The sequence below is a fragment of the Pokkaliibacter sp. MBI-7 genome (genome assembly GCF_029846635.1).
Taxonomy (GTDB): domain Bacteria; phylum Pseudomonadota; class Gammaproteobacteria; order Pseudomonadales; family Balneatricaceae; genus Pokkaliibacter.
In genome coordinates, this window is record NZ_JARVTG010000001.1 from 2,152,030 (window position 1) to 2,172,500 (window position 20,471).

Consider the following 20,471-nt stretch of genomic DNA (forward strand, 5'->3'; position numbering starts at 1 on the left):
ACCTTTTTCACTGCCAGGGAGACTGTTATGGACGTACTGGAGCTCATCCCCCACCTGCTCAGCATCAGCCGCGAGGCCGGTAAGGCCATCATGGCGGTGTACCAGCGGGCCGATGTGCAGGTGCAGCACAAGGATGACCAGTCCCCCGTGACCGAAGCCGATGTCGCTGCTCATGACCTGATCAAGGCTAACCTGCAACGGCTGACCCCCGACATCCCGCTGCTCAGTGAAGAACAGCGGTTGCCCGAGGCAGAACAACGCCAGCGCTGGCAACGCTACTGGCTGATCGACCCGCTGGACGGCACCAGGGAGTTTCTCAAGCGCAATGACGAATTTACCGTCAACATTGCCCTGATTGATGCCGGGCGCCCGGTGCTGGGCGTGGTGCATGTGCCGGTTAGCGGCAGCACCTATGTGGGGGCACCCGGCGTAGCCGGTTCACCTGCCCTCTGCGCCTACAAGCAGACCCGTCAGGGTAAGCAACACCCGCTGAGTGTCAGACCCATTCTGGGTTACAAGGCCCTGACCCAGCTGGGTAGCCGCCATCATCAGGATACGCTGGACAGTTGGGTAACAGAGCGGCTGGAAAAGCTGGCGCCGGTCACCCTGACGACCATGGGCAGCTCACTCAAGCTCTGCCTGATTGCCGAGGGGCTGGCGGATGTCTATGTCCGCGGTAAACCGACATCCGAATGGGACACGGCAGCCGCCCAGGCAGTGCTGGAGGCCGCGGGCGGTCGCCTGATGGATTTTCACTTCGAGGCGCTCCGCTACAATCAGCGCTCACACCTGACTAACCCGTCGTTTATCGCTGTTGGCGACACGCAACGGCCCTGGCAGGAGATTCTGGCCGGCATTACCGGGCAGCATCCTGACCATCAGCACCGTCAGTAACGGGCCAGCCCGGCGAATCAGGGAAAACAGACACCACCGGAAGTGGTGTCTGCTGATCAGGAGGAAGGAGCCTGTCTGACGGGGTTACGGCGTCGGCCAGGTATCCAGCAGCAGCCCCACGAAGATCACCATGCCTACCCAGTGGTTATGCAGGAAAGCGTGAAAGCAGGCCTGACGCTCACGATGACGGGTGTGCCAGTGCTGCCAGACAAACAATATGATGGCAATCACCAGCCCCCAGCCGTACCAGCTCCCCAGCCCCGCCAGCTCACCAATCACCGCCAGCAACCAGATGGTAATGCCCTGCAGCACGGCAATGATCAGACGGTCATAGCGGCCAAACAGGATAGCGGTGGATTTCACTCCAATCAGCTCATCATCATTACGATCCACCATGGCATAGAAGGTGTCGTAAGCGACCGTCCAGGTCAGATTGGCCAGGAACAGCAACCAGCCGATCAAGGGTACATGGTTACTTTCCGCGGCAAACGCCATGGGAATCCCCCAGCCAAAGGCGGCGCCCAGCACCACCTGAGGTAGATGAGTAAAGCGCTTCATGAAGGGATAACAGAACGCCAGCCCGAGGGCGACGAATGACAGCTCGATGGTATAGCTGTTGGTCTGCAACACCAGACCGAACGCTATCAGGGACAGCACCACAAACAGGATCACTGCTTCCTTGCCGGATACCCGCCCCGTTGCCAGTGGCCGATTTCGGGTACGCTCCACATGGCCGTCTACCCGCCGATCAGCAAAGTCATTGATAACACAACCGGCCGAGCGCATCAGCCATACCCCCAGCACAAAGATCAGCAGATTGGCTCGCTGCGGGATGCCCTCCGCTGCCAGCCAGAGGGCACAGAGGGTGGGCCAGAGCAGCAGATAAGTACCGATCGGGCGGTCGGCGCGCATCAGTTGGATATAGGCATGCAGGCGGTCAGTCATGGAAACATCTCCAGCGGTGACGATACCGCCCGACCACGATAGCGATGAAGACTGGGCCGGGCAGAGAGGGAAGCGCGGGCTATTGTAGATGCTCCAGCAGCGGCGGCAAAAAGAACTCCATCACCACCAACGGATGCTGCTGCAGAAAAAATGTCGAACGTCGTCCCCAAAGCCAATCTTCCCCCTGCTCCGTCGCTTTGGCTCGCCCTAGCTGCAAGGGAGTGCGGTCCGGCTGACCATGACGAAACAACGCCGCACCCAATGGTTTATCACCCAGCCGCTGCAAGTGCTGACCCGGACCGGCAAGGGTAGAAGCCGGGACCAGCGTGCGGGCCTGAACCCAGGGCTGACCGAACAGATGCAGATAGACATCCCTGACCCAGACCCGCTGCTCTGCAGCGGTCACCATATAGCTGGCGCTTTCAGCATCCAGCGGCTGCCATGCCTCCGCCACCACTTCCACGGTAAAACTATCGAGATCAACCGCCTGCAGACGTCGTGTCAGGGAACCCTGATCACAGAGCCAGTCCAGTAGGGGCGGGGACAGATCAGCGGGAGATTCAGCGAACCAGCTGACTTCAGCCAGAAAGGTAGGGGGGGCATCAGACACGGTAACAACCATTCGGAGCAGACAGACTTGCGCCACTATACCCCGCCTTCACCATCACGCAACCTGCGAAGGCGGGAGCCATTCGGCCATATCAGCCGGTCAGGCCGACAGCGAGAGACGCTCGGCGATCAGGTTAAGCTGCTCGCGTTCATCCAGCATATGGCGGATGGCATCACGGCAGAGTTCCGGCTCCAGCCCCAGCAGTTCAAACAGCACCTCATCAGTGCTCTCGCCGGGCACATGACCTATCCCCTGCTCGCGCAGCAAGCTCAGGGCGAGGTTGAGGAGATGGGCGTATTCCTGATGCGGACCACGATAGTCACTGTTGTGCATGTGGCGCATGCCGGTCCAGACCTCTTCCGGCAACTGCCAGCACTGCAGTAACCAGGCGCCAACCTGCTCACGGGTGACGCCCAGCACCTGCTTCTCCACATAGTGGGAGGCCAGATTGAGGTTGCACTCCAGATAGCGATTAATCAGCGAAAAGTGCGGAGGGAATACGTGGGCCAGGACCAGATAGCCAAAGTTATGCAGCAGCCCCGCCAGATAGCTCATACCAGCACTGGGGCGATGCGCAGGCGGCATCACCTTGACCAGCGCCTCCATGGCCGTGGCACAACACACCGCCTGCGTCCAGTAGGAGTCCACCCCTTGCGGTACATCGGCGGGCACCTTGAGAGTCTTGTTCAGTGCCAGACCCAGCGCCAGATTCATCACCAGATCGAAACCGAGCACCCGCACAATGGCATCTTTCACCGACTGCACCCGGCCCGGCGCCGCATAATAAGGCGATGATGCCCAGCTGATGACCTGCGCGGCCAGACTCGGGTCTGCTTCCACCAGCGGCACCAGCTCGTTGGCGCCAGCTTCCTGATTACTGCTGAGCATGATGATTTTCTGTGCCGTCAGAGGCAGCGGCGGAATTTCCAGGGTATCGGCCAGCCGCTCCTTGATGCGCAGCGAGGTAAAGCGGTCTACCGCCAGCAGGATGGCCTGCTCGTCGTCCTGCGTCGGCAGGCGCGAGTCAATCTGATGAGGAGTAAGAGCAAAGCGAAAGACTTGTGCATGGGTAAGACGGCTGCGTTCCAGCTCGAAACGCAGACCACTGATGGGTTCATAGATGGCCAGTACATCCGCGTCTTTGAGGGCATGATCAAGAATCAGCGGTAATGACAACAGCTTGTCCATAAACTGTGCCTGGCGCACCAGTGTAGGGACAAAAACCTTTTTCACCTGTCCCACCTGCGCCGCTTTCAGCGCACGCTGGTAACTGTGGTTGAGCAGGGCCAGGTGAAGTAGCTGTTGCTCTGGCAGAATCACCAATACCTTGCCCCGACTGTCTTCCAGTATGGCAATACGCGCCTGAACTACAGCCATGAGTCATTACTCCCGAACACTGCATTGGTTGCCCGGCTGCCGGTTGTCGACCGCCGTTTCCACTGCCCCACATCCATCAAAGTGTTTCCATCCTGTCAAGATTTTCAAGCCAAGGCTCTATTATGAGCCATTCTCATGGACTGTCACCCCGGTGGTGCAGCCCTGCGACCAAAAGATCGCACCATCGCCTGCCCGCTTTACCATTCACGAATAACGCCAACACAGCAGCGAAGTGGCCAAACTTTGATCTGTATCGTCTTGCCCCTGCCACAATATCGTCATACTGCCGCGCAAACGGTCAGCCTGCCTGCTGGCCTCAGGAGCCCACAGCCGTGTGGCCGTGCCTAGCAAGCGCGCGTCACCACACGTCTATCGTATTCAGGAAATATCCATGGCATGGATCCGTTCGGTGCGTGTCGCCACCAAACTCAATCTCATTATCGGCCTCGCTCTGATCGCCTTGATAGCGGCGCAGAGTTATTCACTGTGGGAACTGCAGGACGAACTGCTCGCATCACGGCGTCAGGCACTGCAGGAGCTGACAGACACGGCCTACAGCCTTATTGATGAGGCCAGCAAGCAGGAGCCACAACTGGGCCGCGCCCAAGCCCAGCAACTGGCCTTGAAAAATATTCGTGGTCTTCGCTATGGAGACAAAGGGTACTTCTGGATACACGACCGCCAGCTGCATCTGGTATTGCATCCGATGAAGCCGGAGCAGGAAGGCCAGGATGTCAGTAAGGTACGTGATGCATCAGGCAAATTGCACTGGCAGGAAATGGCCAGGGTGACACAGGCGCAGGGTGCAGGCTTCGTTGCCTACACCTATCAGGGGCCACAATTCAACCAGCCTCAGGACAAGCTGTCCTACGTCAAGGAGTTCAAACCCTGGGGCTGGACTGTCGGTACCGGGCTGTATATCGAAGATATTCATAGCATTTTCTGGCGTGAAGCGACGCGCGCCATACTGGTACTACTGATAGCTGCCGTGCTGGTCATCGTTATCACCCGCACCATCAGCCGCAGTATCACTCAGCCTCTGCGCCTGCTGACTGCAGCCATGCAACGGACCGCTGACGGCGACCTCACCCCTCAACTGCACTGGCAGGGCAAGGACGAACTGTGCCAGCTGACCACAGACTTCAACACCCTGATTCATACCCAGCAACAGATGGTCAGCCATATCCAGCAGGCCAGCCAGCAGCTGGCGGCCACCTCGCAGGAGCTGGCGGTGAGCACCGAACAGACACAGGAAGGTATGCAACGGCAGTTTGCCGAAATCGACAGTCTGGCCACGGCCATGAATCAGATGACCCAGACCGTACATGATGTGGCACTGCATGCCAGCTCCGCAGCCAGCACAACGGATGAGGCCAAACGTCAGTGCGATGAAGGACAAAGAGCCGTCGAAGCCTCCATTGATGGCATTCAGCAGCTGGCTGGCAATGTCACCAATACCGCCGCCCACATCGAGCAGCTGCAGGAACGCTGCAACGGCATCGGCGCCATTCTGGATGTCATTCGCACCATTTCCGAACAGACCAACCTGCTGGCGCTGAACGCCGCCATTGAGGCTGCACGTGCGGGCGAACAGGGCCGCGGGTTTGCCGTTGTTGCCGACGAAGTGCGTAATCTGGCCAATCGCACCCGGGCATCAACCGTCGATATTCAGGACATGATCGCGCAGCTGCAACAACTGGCTACCGAATCGGTACAGGGTATGCTGCAAGGACGCGAGCAGGCCGAGCAGAGTGTCAGCCGGGCACAGCATGGTGGGCAGGCACTGACAGGCATTGTCAGCAACATGCAGCATATCTACGACCGTGAAGTGCAGATTGCTACCGCAGCAGAGCAGCAGACGGCTGTCAGTGATGAAATGAATCGCAGCCTGCACCAGATCCGCGATGTTTCAGCTGAAACCAGCGCCGGTGCAGAGGGTTTGGCGCGCTCCAGTGAGGAGCTGGCGGCCATGGCGCAGGCGCTACAAGACCGACTGGCCTTCTTCCGTCTGGCGCCTGCGCAGGACATCACACATTAATGCCTGACCATCCGTTTGTTTAGCTGAGGCCGCCATTCACCTGCCATGAACCTGCTCAGGGCTGGCAGTGAGCGGTCTCAGCTACCGTTCAGCGGCCATTGCTGAAACCAAGCTGACGCCAGGCTTCGTACACCGCAACAGCAACCGTGTTGGACAGATTGAGACTGCGACTGTCTGGCAGCATGGGCAGACGCAGACGTGTCTGCGGCGTGAACTGCGCCAGCACCTCGGCAGGCAGGCCGCGGCTTTCCGGGCCGAAGATCAGCGCATCACCGGGCTGAAAGCTCACTTCGCTGTAGGGATGACTGGCTTTGGTGGTAAAGGCATAGGCAGTGGTCGGCTGAATGGTTGCCAGTGCCGCCTGCAACGACGGGTATTTCTTCACTTCGGCAAATTCGTGATAGTCCAGCCCGGCACGACGCAGGCGCTTGTCATCCAGTTCAAAGCCCAGCGGCTCAATCAGATGCAGGGCAAAGCCGGTATTGGCACAAAGGCGGATGATATTGCCGGTGTTGGGAGGAATTTCCGGCTCGAACAGGATGATATGCAGCATCAACGATTTACCCGCAGGACAACAACAGGAGCGGGATTATAACGTAAGCGGCCCACCGAGGTGGGCCGCTTACTGCTGGCACAGTCAGCGCTTCACAGGCAGGGGGCAGGCGTCAGTCATCACTGTCGTCGCCGCTGTCCTCGATATTCAGTTCTTTGATCTTGCGGGTCAGGGTATTACGTCCCCAGCCCAGCAACTCCGCAGCATCCCGCTTACGTCCAAGGGTATGCTTGAGTGCAGTCTCGATCAGAATCCGCTCGAAACTGGGTAACGCGCTTTCCAGAATCCCTTTCTGCCCCCGTGCCAGAGCACGATCTACCCACTGCCGGAAGGCCTGTTCCCAGCTGATGGATGCATGGGGTGTAGAAGGCTGCTCCGCCAGCAACTCCGGCGGCAGATCATCAATCAATACTTCACGACCCGATGCCATCACCGTCAGCCAGCGGCAGGTATTCTCCAACTGACGCACGTTACCGGGCCAGCTCAGGGTGCCCAGATACGCTTCCGTATCACCATGCAGGGTCTTGGGCTCTACCGACAGCTCCTGTGCAGCCTTGGCCAGGAAGTGGCGGGCCAGACGCGGGATGTCTTCACGACGGTCACGCATGGGAGGCAGATGAATACGGATGACGTTAAGGCGGTGGAACAAGTCTTCACGGAAGCGCCCGTCCTTGACCAGATTCTCGAGATTCTGGTGAGTAGCAGCGATGATACGCACATCAACCTTGACTGGCGTGTGCCCACCCACGCGGTAGAACTCACCATCGGCCAGCACGCGCAAAAGACGAGTCTGGGTATCCATCGGCATATCGCCGATTTCATCGAGAAACAAGGTGCCGCCATTGGCCTGCTCAAAGCGGCCACGGCGCTGGGTTGCCGCACCGGTAAAGGCCCCTTTTTCGTGACCAAACAGTTCTGACTCGATCAGATCTTTGGGAATAGCCGCCATGTTCAAGGCAATAAAGGTCTGTGGCGAACGCGGGCTGTGGCGATGCAGCGCATGAGCCACCAGCTCCTTACCCGTACCCGACTCACCGTTGATCAGCACGGTGATATTGGAATGAGACAGACGACCGATGGCACGGAACACTTCCTGCATAGACGGCGCTTCGCCAATGATGTCCTTGCTGACCTGATTATTTGGTTCAGGCTCAGGCAGCTTACTTTCACGGGAGTGCGCAATAGCACGTTTGACCAGCGCCACGGCCTCATCGACATCAAAGGGCTTGGGTAGGTATTCAAAGGCGCCGCCCTGATAGGACGCGACGGCGCTTTCCAGATCGGAATGCGCCGTCATGATGATCACCGGCAGCGAGGGATGCTCATTCTGTACCCGCTCCAGCAGACCGAAACCGTCAGTTCCTGGCATACGGATATCGCTCAACAGCACATCCGGGGTAGTCCGACCTAACTGACGCAGCGCCTGATCTGCCGACTCAAAAGACTGAGCCCGCAAACCGGCCTGGGCCAGAGCCTTTTCCAGTACCCATCGGATGGAGCGATCATCGTCGACAATCCAAACATTAGTCTCGCTGGCCATGTTCCTGCTCCAGTGGAATAAAGAGGGTGAATTGGGTTTGTCCTGGCTGACTCTCGCATTTGATCAGCCCCTGGTGCTGATGCAGGATCGAGTGCGCAATGGACAGGCCAAGACCAGTGCCGCTGGCGCGTCCACTGATCATGGGATAGAAGATATTTTCCAGCATATGTGTCGGTATGCCGGGACCGTTATCAATAATGCTCAGGCTGCATACCAGCCGGTGCCGCTCCGCCCCCATGGTGAACTGACGCACGCTACGGGTACGCAAGGTAATGCACGGCTCGTCCGTACCCGATTCGGTCAACGCCTGCATGGCATTACGGACAATATTCAGCACGGCTTGAATCAACTGCTCTTCGTCCGCTTCCAGCTCAGGAATGCTGGGGTCGTAGTCGCGAACAAATTCAATGGTGCCGCCGGTTTCCGCGGTGATCAGGCTGCATACGCGCTCGATGATCTGGTGAATATTGACATAATCGAAGTGCGGCATAATGCGCGGCCCGAGCATGCGATCCACCAGATTACGCAAGCGGTCGGCCTCTTCGATGATGACCTGGGTATATTCCTTCAGGCTTTCTTCAGGCAAAGCACGCTCAAGTAGCTGCGCCGCCCCGCGAATCCCACCCAGTGGATTCTTGATCTCATGGGCCATGCCACGGACCAGCTCGCGGGTGGTTTCCTGCTTGGCATACATTTCTTCTTCACGGGTGATTCGCAGCAGGCGATCCCGTGCCTGTAACTCCAGAATCAGTGCATGTTCTTCGTCAGCTAGCGGTGTGACGCTGTAATCAACCGTGATCTGCTGACCATGGTGTAACGTCAGATGAGCCTCTCGCTGGGTAAAGGGGTGACCAGAACGCGCTGACTCCTCCAACACCACCATCGCTTCAGCGGTGTCCCGAAACAGTGCACTGATATGCGCCCCCATGAAGCGCTTGCCACTCACCTGCAACAGCATCTCCGCTGCGGGATTCAGATACTCCAGATTTAACTGGTTATCCAGACGCAATACCGCAGTGGACATATTGTCGAGTAAATATCGATAAAACATACTCTTAGCCATGACACTATCCCACGAATCCACTTGCAATCCTTATACCCGGATTGGCTGGGCTGACACCCTCGTCAACGCATCATTTTGGTGCGAGCAATCTTCCAGTCTTGCCCCTTCATGGAAAAAAAAGCCCCCGACACGCGGGGGCTTGTGTTGTGTCATCCGCTTGACGGATTACACGGAGTAGTACATGTCCATCTCGATCGGGTGAGTGGTCATGTTCAGACGCTGTACGTCTGCTTTTTTCAGGGTGATGTAGGCGTCGATCACGTCGTCGGAGAACACACCACCTTTGGTCAGGAACGCACGGTCAGCGTCCAGGGCAGCCAGCGCTTCGCTCAGGCTTTCAGCCACGGTTGGGATTTCCTTGGCTTCTTCTGGAGGCAGATCGTACAGATCTTTGTCCATCGCTTCGCCCGGATGAATCTTGTTCTGGATACCGTCCAGACCAGCCATCATCAGTGCAGCGAAGCACAGGTAGGGGTTCGCGCCCGGATCAGGGAAACGAGTCTCGATACGACGAGCTTTGGGGCTCTGAACGTGAGGAATACGGATAGAGGCAGAGCGGTTACGGGCAGAGTAAGCCAGCATAACAGGTGCTTCAAAACCAGGAACCAGACGCTTGTAAGAGTTGGTCAGCGGGTTACAGAAAGCGTTCAGTGCTTTAGCGTGTTTGATGATACCGCCGATGTAATAGATCGCCATTTCAGACAGACCACCGTAGCCTTCACCTGCGAACAGGTTAACGCCATCTTTGGCCAGAGACTGGTGAACGTGCATACCTGAACCGTTATCACCTACGATGGGCTTAGGCATGAAAGTAGCCGTTTTGCCGTACAGGTGAGCGGTGTTGTGTACACAGTACTTCAGGATCTGAGTCTTGTCAGCGCGACGTACCAGTGTGTCGAACTTGGTACCGATTTCGTTCTGACCAGCATTCGCCACTTCGTGGTGGTGAACTTCTACTTCTACACCCATAGACTCCATGGCATTACACATGGCAGTACGCAGCTCGTGCGCAGAGTCAATGGGAGGAACGGGGAAATAACCGCCTTTAACACGAGGACGGTGACCGGTATTGCCGCCATCAAATTCGTGGTCGGTTGCCCAGGCAGCTTCTTCAGATTTGATCTTGTAGCCACAGCCAGACATATCAACGTTCCAGGTGATGGAATCGAAGATAAAGAATTCGGGCTCAGGACCGAAGAAAGCGGTGTCAGCGATACCGGTTGACTTCAGGTACTCTTCCGCACGACGGGCCAAAGAACGAGGGTCACGCTCGTAACCTTCGCCGGTAGAAGGCTCAATGATGTCGCAATACAGGATCAGAGTAGGTTCTTCGGTGAAGGGATCCAGTACGGCAGAAGCGTCATCAGGACGCATGATCATGTCAGATGCCTGAATGCCTTTCCAACCAGAGATGGAAGAGCCGTCAAAAGCCTGACCATTTTCGAAGAATTCTTCGTCTACAGACGCAGCAGGAATGGTGACGTGCTGTTCTTTACCTTTGAAATCGGTAAAACGCAGGTCAACCCACTTAACACTATTTTCCTTGATCAGATTCAGGGACTTAACTGACATGATCTGTCTCCGCAGTTTGGGGCAATGCACTACATAACGTGGTACAAATTCGGTTCTCTCAGCAACTTCATACTGCACCGGGCCTCTCGCAGACATCCGCTCAGATGTTTCTTAACTCACTGAGCATGGAATCCAGCCTCGGGTAAAAAAGCTGGAGGCTTGCGCCTCCATCAAAGTTGTTGCTGTCAACTGAGTCGCTTTATACAAAGCAACGCCTGTGCCAAATCAGCAAACCTTTGATTTATATAGATTTTAATTTCACGTGCACGCATTTTGCGCCATACACAGAACCAATATAGTGCACATTTATCAAATCATGCCACTTATTGGTGCATTCATTCTCCTTGTGAAGTATTGCAAGCAGATAAAAGGAGAAGATTGGCGCAAATTTGGTGCAACCACGCCACTCAGAACAGGCGATCCTGCCCCTTACTCTGCTGATCAGGCTTCTCATATGAAGCCACTGTAATAAAGACGTGATGTTCTGCGGATATAACGCGACGCCATTGAGAGGCGATCACTTTGCGCATGACATAAAGGCACAGAAGAAAAAATGGCTAATATATCGCCACATTATTGAATTGACAGTCACCAAGATGACCGGAGTCAAGTATAATGCCGGTTTTCCGTCTGCCCTGAGCAGACTCTGTAAACAAGCAGGATTTCCCTTGTGATCGAGAAATTACGCAATATCGCCATTATTGCCCACGTTGACCATGGTAAGACAACACTGGTCGATAAATTGCTGCAGCAGTCCGGCACCCTTACCCGCCGTGATGAGGGTCAGGAGCGCCTGATGGACTCCAACGACCAGGAAAAGGAACGCGGCATTACCATCCTGGCCAAGAACACTGCCATCAACTGGAACGGCTATCGCATCAATATCGTCGATACCCCCGGACACGCGGACTTCGGTGGCGAAGTAGAACGCGTATTGTCGATGGTTGACTCTGTACTGTTGCTGGTCGACGCGGTTGATGGCCCCATGCCTCAAACGCGCTTCGTTACTCAGAAAGCCTTTGCTCGCGGCCTCAAGCCTATCGTTGTCATCAACAAGGTTGACCGTCCAGGCGCTCGCCCTGACTGGGTTGTAGATCAGGTATTTGATCTGTTTGACCGTCTTGGCGCTACTGATGAGCAGCTGGATTTCCCTATCATTTATGCTTCAGCATTGAATGGTATCGCTGGTACCTCTCATGAAGACCTGGCTGCCGATATGACTCCGCTGTTTGAGGCAATCGTCAATCTGGTTCCAGCACCCGCTGTTGATGCCGATGGCGCCTTCCAGATGCAGATCTCTGCTCTTGATTACAACTCTTATCTGGGCATTATCGGTATCGGCCGTGTTAGCCGTGGCCGCATCCGCACCAACACTCCGATCAAAGCCGTTGATATCGATGGCAAAGTCCGTTCTGGTCGCGTTCTGAGCGTGATGGGCTATTTGGGCCTGGAGCGTATCGAAGTACCAGAAGCGGAAGCAGGTGACATCATCTGTGTTACCGGTATGGACGAGCTCAACATCTCCGACACACTGTGTGCCTCCGATGCCGTTGAAGCACTGCCTCCCCTGACCGTAGACGAACCTACCGTCAGCATGTGCTTCCAGGTAAACGACTCTCCGTTCGCTGGCCGTGAAGGTAAGTTTGTCACGTCGCGCAACATCAAAGAGCGTCTTGAGCGCGAACTGTTGCACAACGTAGCTCTGCGTGTACGCCAGGGCGATACCCCAGACAAGTTCATCGTCTCTGGCCGTGGTGAACTGCACCTGTCAGTGCTGATCGAAACCATGCGCCGTGAAGGCTATGAACTGGCAGTATCTCGTCCTGAAGTTATTCAGAAAGAGATCGACGGTGTGCTGATGGAGCCATTTGAGCAGGTAGTCGTCGACTGTGAAGAAGCCTACCAGGGCCCTGTCATGGAAGAGATGGGCCGCCGCAAAGGCGACCTGCGTGACATGCAGATCGATGGTGCTGGTCGCGTCCGTATTGAATACCGCATTCCCTCACGTGGCCTGATTGGCTTCCGTAACCAGTTCCTGACCCTGACCTCTGGTACCGGTATCATGACTTCAAGCTTCGACAGCTATGATGAAGTGAAAGCCGGTCCAGCAGTACAGCGTATCAATGGCGTCATGATTTCCAACATTACCGGCAAGAGCCTGGCTTACGCCCTGTTCAGTCTGCAGGACCGTGGTCGCATGTTCATTGCTCCCAACCTGGAAGTGTATGAAGGCCAGGTGATCGGTCTGCACAGCCGTGGCAACGACCTCACCGTCAACCCCACCAAGGCCAAGCAACTGACCAACGTGCGCGCCTCTGGTAGCGATGAGAACATCCTGCTGACTCCACCGGTACGCCACTCTCTGGAACAGGCTCTGGAATTCATTGAAGATGATGAACTGGTGGAAATCACACCAAAGAGCATTCGCATCCGTAAGAAATTCCTGACTGAGAACGAGCGCAAACGCGCCTCTCGTTAATTTCTTCGCCTGCCCTGCAAAAAGCCCCTGCCTCGGAAGAGCCAGGGGCTTTTTCATGCTGTCTTACCGCTATATCGATTCTGGATAAAACAAGACTCACTTTACCTGACCTATACTGTGGCTAAATGTCGTTAAGCACATTTAGAAAGGGTGGGTCACGATGCACATTCTCTTTCCTGAAATTGGGCCTTATGCGCAGCACAAGCTAGCTGTTGACCCTCTGCATACGCTCTATATAGAAGAATGTGGTTATCCCGGAGGCATCCCTGTCCTTGTCATTCACGGTGGCCCAGGCAGCGGCTGTAACAGTGCTGACCGACGTTTCTTTGATCCTGGCCGCTTCCGCATCATTCTCTTTGATCAGCGTGGCTGTGGCCGTTCTACGCCGCACGGCAGCCTTGTCAATAACACAACACACCATCTCGTTGATGACATTGAGGCTATCCGCCGCTATCTGGGCATTGAACAATGGCTACTGTTTGCAGGCTCATGGGGAGCGGCCCTGGCACTAAGTTACGCACAGCGTCAGCCGCAGCAGGTTTCTGGATGTATTCTGCGTGGTACTTTCCTCTGCCGGCCAAAAGATATCGACTGGAGCTATGCTGCCGGCCAAAAGATATCGACTGGAGCTATGCTGCCGGAAATGGCGCTAGCAGATTGTTCCCCGATATTTGGGACGCACTTTTGCAGCCTTTAAAGGATCAAGAAAAGTCAGCCGTTTTGCCTGCCTATTACCGGCGATTGCAAAGCGGCAATGAATTAGAAGCCATGCAAGCTGCTCGTAGCTGGAATCAGTGGTTACGACGCTCCTTTGCAGACCCTCAAAGCCAGCTTGGACATGAGCATGAGGATCAATTAGCCAAAGCCCGCATTCATACCCATTATCTGATTAATTATGGCTTTCTAAAGGAGCACCCCATCCTGGATGCCATGGAAACAATTCGACATATACCTGCCATTTTGATCCATGGCCGCCTGGATACAGTGTGTCCAATTGAACAGTCTTATTTACTGCACAAACACTGGCCTAATGCAGAGCTGCATATTGTCCATCAGGCAGGTCACAGCGCGTTTGAGGCGGGTATTCTTGATAACCTGGTCAGAGCCACGCACTATTTCTCACTTAAATTGGCCTGACGGCTAGCAAGTGCTATTAACTGGCACATCACAACAAAGATGAAGGACTCAAAGTGAAAGCCCTTATTCAACGAGTACAGACTGCCAAAGTTGAGGTCTCCGGGAAGACCATTGGCCAAATCGACAAAGGTATTATGCTGCTACTTGGGATTGAGAAAGGTGATGATGAAAGCAAGGCAGACTGGTTGCTTGAGCGCATTCTAAACTACCGTATCTTTGCAGATGACAAACAGCGTATGAACCTGAGTCTGCGCGATATACAAGGTGGCTTGCTAATAGTCTCGCAATTCACTCTAGTTGCAGATACTCGAAAAGGCTTACGCCCAAGCTTTTCTGAGGGAGCGGACCCTATATCAGGAGAGCGTCTATACGATTATTTTATAGACCGTGCTCATAGCATTTATGAACATGTCAGTACTGGAAGCTTTGGGGCAGATATGCAAGTCAGTTTGATAAACGATGGGCCTGTGACCTTTTGGCTGGAAACAAAATAAATTGTGCAGTGCAAATCATGAATGAGGAAACATTACCTTACACGCCAGAAACAATAATGATTAAGCCTATTGGCGAATCTAATAAAATTTAGGCTATAATCCGACCATTACATATTCCCTTATTAAAACGGTTGGTGAGCCATGAAATATTCAGATTTACAATCTCTGTCTCTGTCCGAACTTGAAGCGCTGCAGGCCGATGTCGAAAAAGCCTTGGATCAGAAAAAACAGCAAGCTCAGGTAATCGATCAAATTAAAGCCATGGCGCTAGAGAATGGCATCCCATTTGAATCTGTTCTGAGTGAACTTCAGGGCTCCGTACGCAAAACCACTGGCGTAAAATCCAAATCAGCTCCTCAATATTACAATCCTGCTGATCCAAGCCAGACTTGGACTGGCAAAGGTCGTAAGCCAAAATGGATTGAAGAAGCACTGAACAACGGCTCAGATCTGGAAGATTTCCGTATTGCCGGTTAATGTTTTACGGATATAAAAAGCGGGCCTAATGCCCGCTTTTTTCTTGATATATAAGTCAGAGTATCTGCTTCTGATTCAACGTAGCGTAAATAACCGTCACTGGCATCAAAATATGCTGCCTCACTAAATCTACAGCCTCCTCTTTACGCCTTTGCAGTACGATATCGATCAGCCGTTGATGATCGATTTGGCTTCGGGCTAAAGAGTGTAAATCCAATACGGTTTCCTTTAACCAGAGCTGTCGATACCTCTCTGCTCGCGTATAAAGCATTAGCCGAACATCCAGCAACTGCGGAGACTTACACCCCAAGACGATCGCCTCATGTAAGTTGCGATGACATAACTCCCAACGGGCAACACGCTCTCCGTCAGGGACAGTCTGATCAACCTTAGACAAACGATAGGCGGCACCGACAATACCTGCCTCCCAGGCATCATCCCCTCGCTCAATTGCAAAAGCAGTAATACTAGCCTCAACTTCACTGCGAGCCTCGTAGATTGAAGTGAGCTCGTCTCTAGATATAGGACTAGCACGGAACCCACGCTGGCTCTCTGCGACGACCAATCTCTCAGTGATGAGTTGTGACAAAGCCTCCCGAATGGGACTACTTCCGACACCGTATCGCTGTTTTAAGCTGGAGATAAGCAACTTTTCACCCGGTAGGAATATACCCCGAATAATATCCTCACGTAGTTGGGATACAATCACAGAACTTTGATTCTGCCGCTGGCTATCTGCTGCTTTATGCTCAGTCGAAGTCAACTCGTACATAGACCATCCCAAACCGTATGGAAATCAGAGTATACGCCTTCACTAAATACACAAGCGATAGGCCGTCATGCTCTGCATACGCTAATTAGCAGAGGTCCCAAGACTTATGAATCAGGCTATCTGGCACTATCGTCTAAGTGAGCTGATGTTAAAGCATTTACCTTATGGTCGAGTGACATCTTATGGGCAACTAGCCCGTCTTGCGGGAATGGGGCGTCAGGCACGCTGGGTTGGCCGCTGGATGGGGTTAAATAGTAGGGAGTTAGCATTACCTTGGTTCAGAGTGCTCCGTAGTGGAGGTCAACTCCCTTTCAGCCATGAGAGTGCTGAGGGCCAAGATTTCATTCATCATCTTCAGGAAGAGAATATTGTCGTTCATAAAAACCACGTAGACTGGCAAATCTATGCTTGGTTACCAAACATTGTCGATGAAGAAGGCTGGCTCATGTGGGCCGAACATTCTGGCCTCTATTCTCTAGAAAAACCTATTAACCCAGAGAATGACCCACTTACTAAAACATCACATAAGCTAAAACCCCATAACTAAACCTATTTTTCGTATCTGCCTGTCTGTGTAGTGGTCCAACTATTTCCGGACAGCTTCTTAGCTTCTTTTTCCCTCATCACCGGGGTTAAACCACCGTTGTGGCAATGAGGTCTCTGTTCGTTGTAATAGCTCATCAGGTAGTCCCCAATATCCTTGATCGCCTGATCCAGGCTGGTGTATCCACACTTCGGTACCCACTCACTTTTCACACTGCAAAAGAGCCACTCCATAGGTGCATTATCCCAGCCGTTACCACGCTTGCCGCCACAGCCGCTGGCGGTATTCCAGACTGCTGTACTGACACCCCTGGTCGGACGACCAGCCATCTCCAGTGCCCGCAAGGTCTGCGTCGTATCCACACTGGCAGATATCGCCCCCACCACTCGACGGGCATAAAGGTCCATTACAACAGCAAGATAGGACCACTGCTCACCCGTCCAGATGTAGGTGATATCGCCACACCACACCTGATTGGGCTGCACGGTATCAAAAGCACGATCCAGACGATTCGGCACCACCGCATGCACCTGCCGGGCCTGTTTATAACGATGTTTCCCCGGTTGACAGCTCATGAGACCGGCTTCCGCCATCAGACGTGTGCCTTGTGCCGTCCCATCTCAACGCCCTGCATGGCCACGTACGAACACCGGCAGAACCCTGTCTGGCAGCATCGCTCTTTTTTGGCGGTCATAGTAGGTCAATGTCGGTAGCTCAAACGACTCACACAACGGGGTTACAGGCCAGTCATCACTGAACGAACGGACCAGCACCTGAACTTGATCTCGTCCGACATCAAGAGCGCGGTAGCTTTTTTAGTATCTCTTTCTCCATTTCCAAACGCTGGATACGCTTTTGTAGCTCCGGAATCTGGAGCTGCTCAGGGGTTAATGCCTGGCTCCCTGAGAGCACCACACCATTCTGTTCACGTTCCACCTGTTTGATCCAGCGCCGAAGCGCTGTAGGGCCGCCCCCCAGTGCCTGACAGGCCTCCGTTACGGAATAGCCGTTCTGGTCACTAACGCGACGGCCTCCAGCTTGAACTCTGGAGTAAAGGACTGACGATGTTTGCTCATAAACAAGACACCTCACTGAGCGCGTTAGAATAACGCTTTATTGAGTGTCCGAAATCATTGAGCCACTACACTGGCAATGCAAGGGAACGTCAGGACCCATTCGACAGGGCAATGCAAAGACATGTGATGTAGGCCAATCCCAGCACGGGTCAGATTAGGCTGACGTTCACAAGCATAATGGACTAAGTATCCCAGCAGTTACCACCACGCCGGCTCATGCCTTAAACCATCCGGTACCGCCACAGCCGCTGGCGGTATTCCAGACTGCCATACCAGCCCCCTGGGGCGGAGTGGAACATGAGCCCTTGGGCCGATGACGCAAGCGATAAGCCATCTCCAGTGCCCGCAAGGTCAGCGTCGTATCACAGTGGCAGGCATCGCCCACCTCACCACTCGACGGGCATAAAGCGGAGATGGTACTGGGGGATAGCGTTCCCCGTTTAGGAGGAAGGTGGACCCTGCTCTGCGGCGACGGACGGTGCCTCACCGCTGGCATTCGATTTGACTTAGTTGTCAAACCCTAAAAGCAAAACCCCTGACCGTTACCGATCAGGGGTTGCTGTATTTCAATGCCTGGCGATGACCTACTCTCACATGGGGAAACCCCACACTACCATCGGCGCTGACGCGTTTCACTTCTGAGTTCGGGATGGAATCAGGTGGTTCCACGTCGCTATGGTCGCCAGGCAATTCTGGCTGAGTCTCTCGGACTTACTTCCTCTGCTCGCTCACTCTTCGCTCGCTCACAGCCGCCGGTTTACTCAAATAAGGGTGGCTCTAATTTGATTATTCGCATCTTCATGCGCTTGCGACGATCACAAAATCTCTTCGTCTATCCAGTGCTTAACCAAGTCTCTTAGCTTATATGGCCAAGCCGCACGGGCAATTAGTATGGGTTAGCTCAATGCCTCACAGCACTTACACACCCCACCTATCAACCTTGTGGTCTTCAAGGGCCCTTCAGAGGATTCAAGATCCAGGGAGATCTCATCTTGAGGGGGGCTTCCCGCTTAGATGCTTTCAGCGGTTATCCCGTCCGAACATAGCTACCGGGCAATGCGATTGGCATCACAACCCGAACACCAGCGGTTCGTCCATTCCGGTCCTCTCGTACTAGGAACAGCTCCTCTCAAATCTCCAACGTCCACGGCAGATAGGGACCGAACTGTCTCACGACGTTCTAAACCCAGCTCGCGTACCACTTTAAATGGCGAACAGCCATACCCTTGGGACCGGCTTCAGCCCCAGGATGTGATGAGCCGACATCGAGGTGCCAAACACCGCCGTCGATGTGAACTCTTGGGCGGTATCAGCCTGTTATCCCCGGAGTACCTTTTATCCGTTGAGCGATGGCCCTTCCATTCAGAACCACCGGATCACTAGCACCTACTTTCGTACCTGCTCGACCTGTCCGTCTCGCAGTTAAGCACCCTTCTACGCTTGCACTCATTGGCTGATTTCCGACCAGCCTGAGGGTACCTTCGCGCTCCTCCGTTACTCTTTGGGAGGAGACCGCCCCAGTCAAACTGCCCACCACACACTGTCCTCGACCCGGATCACGGGCCTGAGTTAGAACCTCAATGGTGTCAGGGTGGTATTTCAAGGTTGGCTCCACAGAAACTGGCGTCTCTGCTTCTAAGCCTCCCACCTATCCTACACAAACAACATCAAAGTCCAGTGTGAAGCTACAGTAAAGGTTCACGGGGTCTTTCCGTCTAGCCGCGGATACGCTGCATCTTCACAGCGAGTTCAATTTCACTGAGTCTCGGGTGGAGACAGTGCCGCCATCATTACGCCATTCGTGCAGGTCGGAACTTACCCGACAAGGAATTTCGCTACCTTAGGACCGTTATAGTTACGGCCGCCGTTTACCGGGGCTTCGATCAAGAGCTTCGCTTGCGCTAACCCCATCAATTAACCTTCCGGCACCGGGCAGGCGTCACACCCTATACGTCCACTTTCGTGTTTGCAGAGTGCTGTGTTTTTAATAAACAGTTGCAGCGGCCTGGTATCTTCGACTGCCAGCAGCTTACGGAGCGAGTCCTTCACCACCGGCAGCGCACCTTCTCCCGAAGTTACGGTGCCATTTTGCCTAGTTCCTTCACCCGAGTTCTCTCAAGCGCCTTGGTATTCTCTACCTGATCACCTGTGTCGGTTTGGGGTACGGTCCTGTTTACCTGAAGCTTAGAGGCTTTTCTTGGAAGCATGGCATCAACCACTTCGCTCATGCGAGCTCGTCATCAGTCCTCAGCATTGGCCGTGCGGATTTGCCTACACGTCCTGCCTACAACCTTAAACACGGATAACCATCACCGTGCTGGCCTAGCCTTCTCCGTCCCCCCATCGCAGTAAACAGCGGTACAGGAATATTAACCTGTTTCCCATCGACTACGCCTTTCGGCCTCGCCTTAGGAGCCGACTCACCCTGCCTCGATTAACGTTGGACAGGAACCCTTGATCTTCCGGCGAGGAGGCTTTTCACCTCCTTTATCGTTACTTATGTCAGCATTCGCACTTCTGATATCTCCAGCATGCCTTACAGCACACCTTCGCAGACTTACAGAACGCTCCCCTACCACTCCTCAATGAGGAATCCGCAGCTTCGGTGCCTGGTTTGAGCCCCGTTATATCTTCCGCGCAGGCCGACTCGACTAGTGAGCTATTACGCTTTCTTTAAAGGGTGGCTGCTTCTAAGCCAACCTCCTAGCTGTCTGAGCCTTCCCACATCGTTTCCCACTTAACCAGGACTTGGGGACCTTAGCTGGCGGTCTGGGTTGTTTCCCTCTTCACGACGGACGTTAGCACCCGCCGTGTGTCTCCCGGATAGTACTCACTGGTATTCGGAGTTTGCATCGGGTTGGTAAGTCGGGATGACCCCCTAGCCGAAACAGTGCTCTACC

At 54.3% G+C, this 20,471-nt stretch carries 18 protein-coding genes, 2 rRNA genes and 1 pseudogene (1 of these 21 running past the window's edge); 8 read left to right on the forward strand and 13 right to left on the reverse strand.

Features of this window, described 5'->3' with window-relative positions; translation table 11 throughout:
- Positions 1-27: 27 nt before the first annotated feature.
- Positions 28-894 (forward strand): 3'(2'),5'-bisphosphate nucleotidase CysQ, encoded by an 867-nt coding sequence (gene cysQ, locus QCD60_RS09630; RefSeq protein WP_279784672.1) that lies wholly within the window; start codon positions 28-30, stop codon positions 892-894.
- A gap of 84 nt (positions 895-978) precedes the next feature.
- On the opposite strand, the gene ubiA is transcribed toward cysQ, so the two are convergent.
- From ubiA to QCD60_RS09645, 3 genes are all read right to left on the reverse strand, one after another.
- On the reverse strand, positions 979-1,839 hold the full coding sequence (gene ubiA, locus QCD60_RS09635; protein ID WP_279784674.1) for a 4-hydroxybenzoate octaprenyltransferase: 861 nt from the start codon (positions 1,837-1,839) through the stop codon (positions 979-981).
- A 79-nt stretch (positions 1,840-1,918) separates the two neighbouring features.
- Positions 1,919-2,449 carry a chorismate lyase gene (locus QCD60_RS09640; RefSeq protein WP_279784676.1) on the reverse strand — a complete coding sequence of 177 codons (531 nt, stop codon included), beginning with the start codon at positions 2,447-2,449 and terminating at the stop codon, positions 1,919-1,921.
- 99 nt (positions 2,450-2,548) lie between these two features.
- Complete coding sequence (locus QCD60_RS09645) at positions 2,549-3,826, reverse strand: HDOD domain-containing protein (protein ID WP_279784678.1); 1,278 nt, start codon at positions 3,824-3,826, stop codon at positions 2,549-2,551.
- 391 nt (positions 3,827-4,217) lie between these two features.
- On the opposite strand from QCD60_RS09645, the gene QCD60_RS09650 reads away from it, so the two are divergent.
- Positions 4,218-5,864 (forward strand): methyl-accepting chemotaxis protein, encoded by a 1,647-nt coding sequence (locus QCD60_RS09650; RefSeq protein ID WP_279784680.1) that lies wholly within the window; start codon positions 4,218-4,220, stop codon positions 5,862-5,864.
- A gap of 88 nt (positions 5,865-5,952) precedes the next feature.
- Here QCD60_RS09650 and trmL read toward each other — a convergent pair whose 3' ends face one another.
- The 4 genes from trmL to glnA all read right to left on the reverse strand — a co-directional run bounded on the left by trmL (position 5,953) and on the right by glnA (position 10,592).
- Positions 5,953-6,417: a tRNA (uridine(34)/cytosine(34)/5-carboxymethylaminomethyluridine(34)-2'-O)-methyltransferase TrmL gene (trmL, locus tag QCD60_RS09655; protein WP_279784682.1), complete on the reverse strand. Its 465-nt coding sequence runs from the start codon at positions 6,415-6,417 to the stop codon at positions 5,953-5,955.
- 112 nt (positions 6,418-6,529) lie between these two features.
- Positions 6,530-7,957, reverse strand: coding sequence for a nitrogen regulation protein NR(I) (glnG, locus tag QCD60_RS09660; protein WP_104155464.1), 1,428 nt, complete (start codon positions 7,955-7,957; stop codon positions 6,530-6,532).
- Positions 7,941-9,020 carry a nitrogen regulation protein NR(II) gene (gene glnL, locus QCD60_RS09665; RefSeq protein WP_279784685.1) on the reverse strand — a complete coding sequence of 360 codons (1,080 nt, stop codon included), beginning with the start codon at positions 9,018-9,020 and terminating at the stop codon, positions 7,941-7,943. The genes glnG and glnL overlap by 17 nt, the downstream gene beginning before the upstream one ends.
- A gap of 165 nt (positions 9,021-9,185) precedes the next feature.
- A complete protein-coding gene (gene glnA / locus QCD60_RS09670; protein WP_104155462.1) occupies positions 9,186-10,592 on the reverse strand; it encodes a glutamate--ammonia ligase in 1,407 nt (468 codons plus the stop codon).
- Between the two features lie 670 nt (positions 10,593-11,262).
- Between glnA and typA the strand changes: the two genes are divergently transcribed.
- The 5 genes from typA to QCD60_RS09695 all read left to right on the forward strand — a co-directional run bounded on the left by typA (position 11,263) and on the right by QCD60_RS09695 (position 15,179).
- On the forward strand, positions 11,263-13,071 hold the full coding sequence (gene typA / locus QCD60_RS09675) for a translational GTPase TypA (protein WP_279784687.1): 1,809 nt from the start codon (positions 11,263-11,265) through the stop codon (positions 13,069-13,071).
- Positions 13,072-13,231: 160 nt separating this feature from the next.
- Positions 13,232-13,768 carry an alpha/beta fold hydrolase gene (locus QCD60_RS09680; RefSeq protein WP_279784689.1) on the forward strand — a complete coding sequence of 179 codons (537 nt, stop codon included), beginning with the start codon at positions 13,232-13,234 and terminating at the stop codon, positions 13,766-13,768.
- Positions 13,756-14,208, forward strand: a complete 453-nt coding sequence (locus tag QCD60_RS09685) for an alpha/beta fold hydrolase (protein WP_279784691.1) — start codon at positions 13,756-13,758, stop codon at positions 14,206-14,208. Before QCD60_RS09680 ends, QCD60_RS09685 begins: the two co-directional genes overlap by 13 nt.
- A gap of 53 nt (positions 14,209-14,261) precedes the next feature.
- The gene (gene dtd / locus QCD60_RS09690) at positions 14,262-14,702 is read left to right on the forward strand and encodes a D-aminoacyl-tRNA deacylase (protein WP_279784693.1); all 441 of its coding nucleotides are present in this window, start codon (positions 14,262-14,264) and stop codon (positions 14,700-14,702) included.
- Positions 14,703-14,843: 141 nt separating this feature from the next.
- Positions 14,844-15,179 (forward strand): H-NS histone family protein, encoded by a 336-nt coding sequence (locus tag QCD60_RS09695; protein WP_110187469.1) that lies wholly within the window; start codon positions 14,844-14,846, stop codon positions 15,177-15,179.
- A 55-nt stretch (positions 15,180-15,234) separates the two neighbouring features.
- Here the strand turns inward: QCD60_RS09695 and csiR are convergent, their stop codons facing one another.
- A complete protein-coding gene (gene csiR / locus QCD60_RS09700) occupies positions 15,235-15,951 on the reverse strand; it encodes a DNA-binding transcriptional regulator CsiR (protein WP_279784697.1) in 717 nt (238 codons plus the stop codon).
- A 106-nt stretch (positions 15,952-16,057) separates the two neighbouring features.
- Between csiR and QCD60_RS09705 the strand changes: the two genes are divergently transcribed.
- Positions 16,058-16,498 (forward strand): MGMT family protein, encoded by a 441-nt coding sequence (locus QCD60_RS09705; RefSeq protein ID WP_279784699.1) that lies wholly within the window; start codon positions 16,058-16,060, stop codon positions 16,496-16,498.
- A 2-nt stretch (positions 16,499-16,500) separates the two neighbouring features.
- Here QCD60_RS09705 and QCD60_RS09710 read toward each other — a convergent pair whose 3' ends face one another.
- From QCD60_RS09710 to QCD60_RS09730, 5 genes and pseudogenes are all read right to left on the reverse strand, one after another.
- Positions 16,501-17,070, reverse strand: a complete 570-nt coding sequence (locus QCD60_RS09710; protein WP_279784701.1) for a DDE-type integrase/transposase/recombinase — start codon at positions 17,068-17,070, stop codon at positions 16,501-16,503.
- Positions 17,071-17,290: 220 nt separating this feature from the next.
- Positions 17,291-17,587, reverse strand: a complete 297-nt coding sequence (locus tag QCD60_RS09715; RefSeq protein ID WP_279784704.1) for a transposase — start codon at positions 17,585-17,587, stop codon at positions 17,291-17,293.
- Between the two features lie 208 nt (positions 17,588-17,795).
- A pseudogene (locus QCD60_RS09720) lies at positions 17,796-17,979 on the reverse strand (IS3 family transposase); the annotation flags it as partial.
- 163 nt (positions 17,980-18,142) lie between these two features.
- Positions 18,143-18,258, reverse strand: a 5S ribosomal RNA gene (gene rrf, locus QCD60_RS09725).
- Positions 18,259-18,436: 178 nt separating this feature from the next.
- A 23S ribosomal RNA gene (locus tag QCD60_RS09730) occupies positions 18,437-20,471 on the reverse strand (it continues 843 nt past the right edge of the window).

Excerpts from the sequence above, each read along its gene's own strand:
- csiR (WP_279784697.1), bottom strand. The coding sequence starts at position 15,951 with ATGTACGAGTTGACTTCGACTGAGCATAAAGCAGCAGATAGCCAGCGG.
- glnA (WP_104155462.1), bottom strand. The coding sequence starts at position 10,592 with ATGTCAGTTAAGTCCCTGAATCTGATCAAGGAAAATAGTGTTAAGTGG.
- QCD60_RS09645 (WP_279784678.1), bottom strand. The coding sequence starts at position 3,826 with ATGGCTGTAGTTCAGGCGCGTATTGCCATACTGGAAGACAGTCGGGGC.
- QCD60_RS09695 (WP_110187469.1), top strand. The coding sequence starts at position 14,844 with ATGAAATATTCAGATTTACAATCTCTGTCTCTGTCCGAACTTGAAGCG.
- QCD60_RS09680 (WP_279784689.1), top strand. The coding sequence starts at position 13,232 with ATGCACATTCTCTTTCCTGAAATTGGGCCTTATGCGCAGCACAAGCTA.
- QCD60_RS09710 (WP_279784701.1), bottom strand. The coding sequence starts at position 17,070 with ATGAGCTGTCAACCGGGGAAACATCGTTATAAACAGGCCCGGCAGGTG.
- trmL (WP_279784682.1), bottom strand. The coding sequence starts at position 6,417 with ATGCTGCATATCATCCTGTTCGAGCCGGAAATTCCTCCCAACACCGGC.
- glnL (WP_279784685.1), bottom strand. The coding sequence starts at position 9,020 with ATGGCTAAGAGTATGTTTTATCGATATTTACTCGACAATATGTCCACT.
- QCD60_RS09650 (WP_279784680.1), top strand. The coding sequence starts at position 4,218 with ATGGCATGGATCCGTTCGGTGCGTGTCGCCACCAAACTCAATCTCATT.
- glnG (WP_104155464.1), bottom strand. The coding sequence starts at position 7,957 with ATGGCCAGCGAGACTAATGTTTGGATTGTCGACGATGATCGCTCCATC.
- cysQ (WP_279784672.1), top strand. The coding sequence starts at position 28 with ATGGACGTACTGGAGCTCATCCCCCACCTGCTCAGCATCAGCCGCGAG.
- QCD60_RS09705 (WP_279784699.1), top strand. The coding sequence starts at position 16,058 with ATGAATCAGGCTATCTGGCACTATCGTCTAAGTGAGCTGATGTTAAAG.
- ubiA (WP_279784674.1), bottom strand. The coding sequence starts at position 1,839 with ATGACTGACCGCCTGCATGCCTATATCCAACTGATGCGCGCCGACCGC.